Source organism: Rhodosalinus sp., from assembly GCF_046542825.1.
In the GTDB taxonomy this organism is placed as follows: domain Bacteria; phylum Pseudomonadota; class Alphaproteobacteria; order Rhodobacterales; family Rhodobacteraceae; genus Rhodosalinus.
This window is the reverse complement of record NZ_JBKHAQ010000166.1, coordinates 1-4,073: the sequence shown is the minus strand read 5'-3', so window position 1 is coordinate 4,073 and position 4,073 is coordinate 1. Positions and strand designations below refer to the sequence as shown.

The window sequence follows — 4,073 nt, the reverse complement described above, 5'->3', positions numbered from 1 at the left end:
CCGCCCTGCGCAGCAACCGGCGGAAAAGCCCCCCTGGCCAGGGACCGGGACGCCTTGGCGGCCTGTCTCACGCCCGCCTCGGCGGCCTGTCTCATGCCTTCCCTGCCAAGCACCGGGACCATCCACGCACCAACCCCGTCGAGAGCGCCACCGGACGTGGTCCGGCACGTCGTCGGGCGCAAGGTCTCCAAACAAAGCCATCTCTCGGACATTTACGAGACTGCACGCTGCTCGATCGGATTGCCGATAAAGCCCTCTTCCGATGCTCTCCGGATGTTCCGCACGATGCTTGCAGAAGGGCGCAGCCTCGTTCGCCAGCGCGACGAGATCGAGCGACGCGCCAAGGCGATGCTCGGCGGTGAGCGGAACTGTCAGCGGCTCCGAACCATCCCGGGCATCGGCCCGTCAGCTCCCTCCTCCTCAACGTCCGGCAAGCCGCGAAGCTCTTGGGTTGTCACTGAAACACGGTCTGGACCCGCGTTCGGGGGAACCCGTTGCCGAAGCCGATCAAGTGGGAGGGCAAGACCGTGTGGCGGCGACGAGACATCGAAGCCTTCGTGTATTCTCCGGTTCCCTGAGCGCAAGCCCTTACAGCCATCACGGTGGTCTATGTGCTGGGCTGAAAGCCCACCAGCAAATCAATTACATAAAAAACAATAGGTTGAGTGTTGACTTGGAGCGGGTGAAGGGAATCGAACCCTCGTCGTCAGCTTGGGAAGCTGCTGCTCTACCATTGAGCTACACCCGCCGTGCCACCCTAGATACGCGGCGCGATGCGGCATGGCAAGGCGGATCGCGCCGCCTTCAGCCCGCCGCGCGCAGGCCTGTGGCGAGCGGCGGTCGCAGATCTCGCGCAGGCGCGCCTGACGGACGATCCGGCGACGGCGCGGCGGAGCGCTTGCCGCGGGTCGGTGACGGCATACTTCGGTATTCAGAGGCTTGTCTCGCCTCTGCGAATGCGCAATCGTGCCCCCGTCGCCAGGAAGGGAGCCGCGGGGTGCCCGCGGCGCAAGATGCCGAATTCGCAGGGTCCGCACGACTGGATGGTCCATGTGCTGGACGATCTCGCGCTCTATGCAACGGAGCACGAATTGCCCCGGATCGCCCACGCGCTGGAAAACGCCCGCAAGGGGCTGGACCTGTCCAGCCGCCACGGAACGCGCGCCGCCGCGCGCACCGTCGAGCGCGCCTGGTTCGTCGACACGCTGCGCGACCTGATCGACTTTGCCCACCAGAACGGGCTGACCGATGCAGAGCGCCACCTGCTGCGCGGCCTCGAAGTCGCGCCGCGGGAATGGGAGCGGGCCGAGCCAATCCGGGGCGATCTGTCCGGCGATGGGTCCGAGGACGAACTGCGGGACAGCGACGGAACCCACGGCTGAGCGGGTCAGACCCAGAGCTTCTGCCGCGCGCGCAGACGGCGCAGCCGCTCCGCGACATCGGGGGTTGGCGCCCCCTCGCGCGGGCTGTCCGCAAGCGTGGTGAGCCATGCCTCGGGCACCTCGCGCCCAAGCCGGTGCGACCAGCGCAACCCGCGCAGCACCGCCTGCGCCGCCTCCGGCAGCCGGTCGGGCACCTCGTGTCCTGCCAGCGTGGCCCAGGCCAGCGTCCAGGCGCGGCCCACCGACCACGGGTTGTAGCCGCCCCCGCCCAGCAGCACGAAGCCCGGCGCAAGCGGCGCCAGCGCGCGCACGGCCGCCGCATGGCTGCGGTTCGACCACCCAAGGCGCGAGAGCGGATCCTCCGCCACCGCGTCCGCGCCGCACTGCAGTACGATCGCCTGCGGGCGGTGCGCCGCCACGGCGGGCAGGATCACCTCGTCGAGGGCGCGCGCGAAATCGCCGTCGTGCGCGCCGCGCGGCAGCGGCAGGTTCAGCGCCACGCCCCCGGCCCGGTCGTCGAGCGCGCCTGTGAAGGGCCAGCGCCCCTCCTCATGCGTCGAGATCAGCAGCATCCCCTCGGTGCCGGCCAGGGCCGCCTCGACCCCGTCGGCATGATGCGCATCGATATCGACATAGGCGATGCGGTCGAGCCCCAGCGCCCTGAGCCGCAGAAGCGCGAGCACCGGGTCGTTGAGATAGCAGAACCCCGCCGCCCGGTCCCGCAGCCCGTGATGCGTGCCGCCGCCGGGGTTGAAGACGCGCCCGCCCGCCGCCGCGATCTCTGCCGCCAGCAGCGAGCCGCCGGCCGCGGTGGCAGGCCGGCGGAACATCTCGGGGAAGAGCGGATTCGAGAGCGTGCCGAGGCCGTGGCGCGCGCGCGTCTCCGCGGACACATCCTGCGTGCGCTCGGCCCGAGACAACGCCTCAAGGTAGGCCGGATCGTGGAAGGTGGCGAGCGCGGCGGGCTTGGCGCGCGGGCTGGGGCGGTAGCATGCGCGCGGCAGCCAGCCCAGCGCGCGGGAAAGGTCGATCACCGTGGGCACGCGCGGCACGCGCAGCGGGTGGTGCGGCCCGTAGCTGGACCCCCGATAGACCTCGGACCCGATGAAGAGCGGCGCTGTCATGCCCGGCATCCTAGCACGGCCGGCGCGCCGGGCGAGATTGCACCGCCCGACGCCTGCGGGTAAGGGACGCGCGCCCGATGCCAAAGCTGCCCTCCCTCCCGGTTCTGCTGACCGCGCTCGCCCTCACCCTCGCCGGTGCGGCGGGCGGCTGGACCGCCGCCCTGCTGGGCCTGCCCCTGCCCTGGCTGCTGGGCAGTCTGGCCGTTACCGCCGCGCTGGCCGGCACGCTCGGCGCACGGCTGCCGCAGGACTTCCGGTATCCCGAGGGGCTGCGCCTGGCCTTCATCGCGGTGATCGGGCTGATGATCGGCGCGCAGGTCACGCCCGACCTGGCCGAGCGGCTGCCGGGCCTTGCGCTCAGCCTCTCGGCGCTTGCGGCCTTCACGCTGGCGGCCTTTGCCGTCAACTATCTCGTGTTCCGGCGACTGGGCGGCTACGATCGCGTCACCGCCTTCTACTGCGCCACGCCGGGCGGGGTCTACGAGGCGATCGCGCTGGGCGAGGCGGCGGGCGCCGACATCCGGCTGCTGACCGTGCAGCAGTTCCTGCGCATCATCCTTGTCGTCACGCTGCTGCCGGTGGGGATCACGCTGGTCGAGGGGATGCCGGTGGGCAGCGCGGCGGGCGTGACCGCCGCGCCGGACGGGGGCACGATGACCGCGGGCGGCCTTGTCCTGACGCTTGCGGCGGGGGCAGCCGGGCTGGTGCTGGGGCGGCGGCTGCGGCTGCCGGCGGGCCAGTTGCTGGGGCCGCTGCTCGCGGCGGCGGCGCTCAACCTCTCGGGCTTCGGTCCCGTCGCCCTGCCGCCGGAACTGGTGATCGCGGCGCAGATCGTCGTGGGCGCAAGCCTGGGCGCGAAGTTCCTAGGCATCACAGGGCCGATGCTGCGCCGCGCGGCGGGGCTGGGGCTGGTGAGCGTGGGCACGATGCTGGCGATGGCGGCGCTCGCGGCGCTTGCGCTGACGGAAGCGACAGGCAAGCCGGTGGATGTGCTGATGGTCAGTTTCGCGCCCGGCGGCGTGACCGAGATGTCGCTGGTGGCGCTCAGCCTCGGCGCCAGCCCCGCCATCGTGACGATCCACCATCTTTTCCGGATCGGGCTGACGGTGCTGGCCATCAGCCTTGCGGCGAAACTCCGGCTGCCGCGCTAGGCCCCGGCCTTCTCTGCCAGCGTCAGCCATTCGTCCTCTGCCGCGCCCAACCGCGCCTGCCGCTCGGTCAGCGCCTCGGTCGCCTTGCGGAACTTGACAGGCTCGCGGGCATAGAGCTCCGGGTCGGCCAGCAGAGACTCGAGCTTCGCGATCTCGGCCTCGAGCCGCGCGATCTCGTCCGGCAGGGCCTCGAGCCGGTGCTGTTCCGTAAAGGTGAGTGCGGGCTTCGCGGTCTTGTCGAGCTTCGCGTCCGAAGCTCCTGACTCTGCTCCCGATTTCACCCTTGCTCCCTGCGTTTTCCCCGGCCTGCTGCCGGGTGCCTCCGCGCCCGGCGCGAAGGGGTCTCCGCCGCGCTGGGCCAGGTAGTCGCTCCAGCCGCCGGCGTAGGTCACGGCGCGCCCGTCGCCCTCCATCGC

General features: G+C 71.2%; 4 protein-coding genes, 1 tRNA gene and 1 pseudogene. 3 read left to right on the top strand and 3 right to left on the bottom strand.

Annotated elements, in window-relative coordinates:
* Positions 1-168: 168 nt before the first annotated feature.
* Positions 169-405, top strand: a pseudogene (locus ACLFOB_RS14460) (IS110 family transposase); the annotation flags it as partial.
* Between the two features lie 269 nt (positions 406-674).
* Here ACLFOB_RS14460 and ACLFOB_RS14455 read toward each other — a convergent pair.
* Positions 675-748, bottom strand: a tRNA-Gly gene (locus ACLFOB_RS14455).
* A gap of 265 nt (positions 749-1,013) precedes the next feature.
* On the opposite strand from ACLFOB_RS14455, the gene ACLFOB_RS14450 reads away from it, so the two are divergent.
* The gene (locus tag ACLFOB_RS14450) at positions 1,014-1,382 is read left to right on the top strand and encodes a hypothetical protein (protein ID WP_410917946.1); all 369 of its coding nucleotides are present in this window, start codon (positions 1,014-1,016) and stop codon (positions 1,380-1,382) included.
* Between the two features lie 5 nt (positions 1,383-1,387).
* Here ACLFOB_RS14450 and ACLFOB_RS14445 read toward each other — a convergent pair whose 3' ends face one another.
* Entirely contained in the window at positions 1,388-2,506 is a 1,119-nt protein-coding gene (locus tag ACLFOB_RS14445; RefSeq protein WP_410926538.1) for an acetoin utilization protein AcuC, read from the bottom strand.
* Positions 2,507-2,583: 77 nt separating this feature from the next.
* On the opposite strand from ACLFOB_RS14445, the gene ACLFOB_RS14440 reads away from it, so the two are divergent.
* Positions 2,584-3,657 carry an AbrB family transcriptional regulator gene (locus tag ACLFOB_RS14440; protein WP_410917945.1) on the top strand — a complete coding sequence of 358 codons (1,074 nt, stop codon included), beginning with the start codon at positions 2,584-2,586 and terminating at the stop codon, positions 3,655-3,657.
* Here the strand turns inward: ACLFOB_RS14440 and ACLFOB_RS14435 are convergent.
* Positions 3,654-4,073: ABC transporter C-terminal domain-containing protein (locus tag ACLFOB_RS14435; protein WP_410926537.1), on the bottom strand; the 420-nt coding region annotated here is incomplete at its 5' end. The two genes, ACLFOB_RS14440 and ACLFOB_RS14435, sit on opposite strands and share 4 nt — an antisense overlap.

Bases quoted from the DNA above. Each gene is read 5' to 3' on its own strand.
- ACLFOB_RS14450 (WP_410917946.1), top strand. From the start codon at position 1,014: ATGCCGAATTCGCAGGGTCCGCACGACTGGATGGTCCATGTGCTGGAC.
- ACLFOB_RS14445 (WP_410926538.1), bottom strand. From the start codon at position 2,506: ATGACAGCGCCGCTCTTCATCGGGTCCGAGGTCTATCGGGGGTCCAGC.
- ACLFOB_RS14440 (WP_410917945.1), top strand. From the start codon at position 2,584: ATGCCAAAGCTGCCCTCCCTCCCGGTTCTGCTGACCGCGCTCGCCCTC.